Below are 4029 nucleotides of genomic sequence, written 5' to 3' on the forward strand. Positions count from 1 at the left end.
ACGGCGGAGCTACGGCTTCTGATGTTTGTGATGGAACTATTGTCTGGACAAATGATTTTACAGCCTTATCTGATGATTGTGGAGAAACTGGAAATGCGCTAGTTACTTTCACCGCTACGGATGAATGTGGAAATTCTTCTACTACTTCAGCTACTTTTACTATTGAAGATACTACAGCTCCAAGCTGGGATACGGAAGCATTGAGCTTCGATCGATATTTGGATTGCACAGATAGCGATGGCTTAACGATAGCCCTAGCCTTATCGCCTAGCGCAACAGAACTCTGTGGAACTATGGTTATTTCTAATCCATCAGAAGCAATTACAGAAACTAGCTGCCCAAATTCTTACACCTTAACCAGAACTTGGGAATTAAGTGATGACTGTGGGAATTCTGCTGATCCTTTTGTACAAGAAATAATAGTTAGTGACAACACGCCCCCAACCACAAACAATTTGCCAGACATCTATCTTAGCTGTGACGATAGTGATGGACTCATTTCAGCCCTTGCATTAAGACCCACATTTACTGACGATTGCTCTCCTCAAATGGCCATTATTGTCGATCTTATTTCTGATGAAACCATTTTAGATTGTGAAAATACTTATGTGCAAACAAGGCAATGGCAAGGAACCGATTTATGTGGAAACTCATCTTTCAGCCAACAAAGAATATTTGTAACCGATACCGTTGCGCCAACCGCAGACCCGCTTCAAGAGCAATTTATCCTGTGCAAAAATGATTTCCCAGAACCTTCGATAGCTGATCTTAAAAACGTTTATGACAATTGCAGTTCTGCCGTTTTAATAGATTTCGTTTCTGATATTTCGAATGGTAAACGCTGCCCTGAAACCATCATCCGATCATACAGTCTTAAAGATGACTGCGGAAATGAATCCATTATCAAACAGACGATAATCATTCACGACACGCTGCCTCCAACTGCTGATGACATAGAAACGTCAAATTTTGCGAGAATTGAAGAAGTACCTCTTCCCTCAATAGATATCATCAGCAATGCAAAAGATAATTGTACAGAAAACCCCATAATTTCTATCCTATCAACAGATTTATATACAGATTATTCTCCCCCTTATTATATTCATACCTACTTAGTTGAAGATGAATGTCAAAATCAAACACAAATCATGCATCAACTTACAATCAATGACTTTCCTTGGGCAGAGAACGATACTTTTACGATAGACGAAAATAGCATCAACAATAGATTTACTATTTTAAAAAACGACTTTTTTGGTTACGATGGTCCAGGTGAACAAAATTTATGGATTAATTCAAGTCCTTTTTATGGAGAAATATCAATAAATGATAATGGGACAACAGAAAATCTCTTGGATGATTTCTTTGTATATACACCCAATAGAAATTATTTTGAAGGTGATACTTTCGAGTACAGTATTTTCGACAAAAGTGGTGATGAGGCCAGAGCGCAAGTTCAAATAAATTTCACACCAAATCCATTACATATCCCAGAAGCTTTTTCTCCCAATGGAGATGGAATTAATGAGTTTTTCCATATTCGTGGTCTCTATTATTATCCTGAAAATTCAATCATTATTTATGATGAAAAAGGAGATAAAGTTTTTGAAAGTGATCCTTATGATAATGATTGGGACGGAACCAATCATTTCTCAATAAACCCATTTGAAATATTACCGCAAGCCACCTATTTCTATATCCTAAATTTAGGAGATGGAAGCAAGCCAATAAAGGGATATATTTATATAAACAGGCTAAAATAATGATAAATTGATAGATACATAAGAAAGATAGAATGAGAAAATTCCTCATCGTTGGTTTTATGTTTATTGTGAGTTTAGCTTCTGCACAGAAGGAAGACATGCATACACATTACACCTATAATCTAATGGCTGTTAATCCGGCTTATGCTGGCTTAGAAAACCAACTTACCGCCATTCTCTTTCATCGTTCTCAATGGGCTGCATTTCCAGGAGCGCCTCGTTTTCAGACAGCAGCTATCCATGCTCCTTTTGCCAGAAATGTTGGCCTCGGGCTTTCCTTTGTAAATGAACAAGTTGGTCCCGAAAGAAATATTGCAATAAAAGGAGACTATTCCTACACGCTCCGATCCGAAGAAAAAGTAAAAGTAGTTTTGGGCTTAAAAGCTGCTCTAAACATGCTGCATATCAACCTTATCGATTTAGAACTGGATAATCCTGACGATCCCGTTTTCCTTAACAATAAACAAAGCGTATTCTTACCCAATTTTGGCTTCGGCGTTATTGTTTATACCAAAGACTTTTATCTTGGTTTCTCAATCCCTGATTTGATTGTCCATAACTATATGAACAACACTATTTTCTCATCAGCAAACCTCTGGCTTTCTACAAAGCATTATTATTTTATTGGAGGAGGACTCTGGCCTATCTCTCATAAATTAGCTTTGAAACCATCAACTTATATTCGGCTTTCTAAAAGTACTGAAGAAGATAAAACTATTGATATGGAAGGTGATATAAGCCTTGTCCTTGTTTATAATAATAACTTGCATGGTGGATTTTCTGTACGGACAGATCATCGCGTTGCAGCCCTTTTTGGCTTAAAAATTCTCCCCGATCTTGAGTTGGGCTATTCTTTTGATTTATTTTATGCATACAAAACGGATAAGTATAATGGAGGAAGCCACGAACTGGTACTTAAATACGATGTGTTTATTAAACACAAAAGTCGGCCAATTCCTTGTCCGACTTTTCTTTAAACTAAATTAAAATCTATCGCCTTGCAAAACTCTTATACCAATTATGTTTCCATTTGATGCGTTTTTGGTATTATACCACGTTTTTACTTCCTGACATCGATTGCAGATACTCTTCTATCTGATATTTCAAGGATAATAATTCAACATTTCGCCTTTGTTCTATTGAGCGTTCTCTTGATTTAATCAGAAGTTTTGCTTGAAGGTTATCAAAATCAACTGAATTAGTATCCATTTGATGAGTTAAAATTCCATTTTCTGGTTCTTTTCTATTATCAATTATTTCCGCCTCCTTTTCTATTTAAATATTTTTCTACTCGTTTTTCTTTACTTGGTAAAATGCGACCAAATAATTTGAATTCGTCAGAAAGCGTCTGACCTTTTGAATATGTTAGATAGAAACTTCGTATTTGCTTAATATTTGTCGAGGAGAATCCTTTTCCAAATTCTTCAGTTAATCTTTTGGATAGGCTGTTCATTATGTTTTACCCATATTTTGCTTTTTCTTGCTGTTCTTTATTAACCAAGGCATAGCAATTTGATTTTTTTACCAAATTACAACCTAAAAAGTGTAAACTATGTCCCCTTGACGTACCCATGTGCTTTATTTCTTCTTTTCCCTAATTTTATCTAGTAATTGATTCAACATATTAACTTCTTCAATCGTTAAATTGCTAAGTAAGGTGTCTGCTTTCATTTCGCAATTAAACATTTTATCAAGAAGTTCCAGTCCTTTTACTGTTATTTCAACTGATTTTTGTCGTCTGTCATCAGGATTCTCTTTTCTGCTTATTAATCTTTTTTCGAATAACCGGTCAACAATTCGGCTAACATCAGAATCTTTATCGAGCATACGTTCTTTGATAAAACCAATGGAAAGAGGGGCTTCGGAACGAAAACCACTCAATATTCTCAAAACATTGTACTGCTGTTCTGCAAGACCGTGTTTTTTTAGTGATTGATAGAACTCATAACTCAACTGTTTGGCAGTGTAAGTTAGATTTATCAAACCTTTGTGATATTCGTTCCGAAATCTTCCTTTTATTTCGTCTTCAATTTTCATGTCTTAATAATTTTATATTTCATTAGGCACATGGAATTTACCCTGATTGAATAATCATTCTCCTTTGTGATTTAATCATTATTCAATCAGGGACGTTTCATATTATTTCATTTTAAAAAAATCCGGTGTTCTTAAATAAAAAACTACCCAAATCAAAATAAGCACAAGGCTTGGCATCATAATACTCATACCGCCTGTCATGTGAATAATTATCGCTCCGCCCATATAC

At 35.4% G+C, this 4029-nt stretch carries 5 protein-coding genes; 2 read left to right on the forward strand and 3 right to left on the reverse strand.

Going from position 1 to position 4029, the window contains the following annotated elements:
• Together J7K39_05730 and J7K39_05735 are read left to right on the forward strand one after the other, a co-directional pair.
• Window positions 1-1763, forward strand: a 1763-nt coding sequence (locus J7K39_05730; GenBank protein ID MCD6179386.1) for a gliding motility-associated C-terminal domain-containing protein, incomplete at its 5' end; no start/stop codon positions are given.
• Window positions 1764-1795: 32 nt separating this feature from the next.
• Window positions 1796-2740, forward strand: a complete 945-nt coding sequence (locus J7K39_05735) for a type IX secretion system membrane protein PorP/SprF (GenBank protein MCD6179387.1) — start codon at window positions 1796-1798, stop codon at window positions 2738-2740.
• A gap of 70 nt (window positions 2741-2810) precedes the next feature.
• Here J7K39_05735 and J7K39_05740 read toward each other — a convergent pair whose 3' ends face one another.
• The 3 genes from J7K39_05740 to J7K39_05750 form a co-directional block, all read right to left on the reverse strand.
• The gene (locus J7K39_05740; protein ID MCD6179388.1) at window positions 2811-2972 is read right to left on the reverse strand and encodes a hypothetical protein; all 162 of its coding nucleotides are present in this window, start codon (window positions 2970-2972) and stop codon (window positions 2811-2813) included.
• Window positions 2973-3012: 40 nt separating this feature from the next.
• Window positions 3013-3216 carry a hypothetical protein gene (locus J7K39_05745; GenBank protein ID MCD6179389.1) on the reverse strand — a complete coding sequence of 68 codons (204 nt, stop codon included), beginning with the start codon at window positions 3214-3216 and terminating at the stop codon, window positions 3013-3015.
• A gap of 125 nt (window positions 3217-3341) precedes the next feature.
• Window positions 3342-3800: a MarR family transcriptional regulator gene (locus J7K39_05750; protein MCD6179390.1), complete on the reverse strand. Its 459-nt coding sequence runs from the start codon at window positions 3798-3800 to the stop codon at window positions 3342-3344.
• Between the last annotated feature and the right edge of the window lie 229 nt (window positions 3801-4029).

The organism is Bacteroidales bacterium, from assembly GCA_021157585.1.
Classification (GTDB): Bacteria; Bacteroidota; Bacteroidia; order Bacteroidales; family UBA12170; genus UBA12170.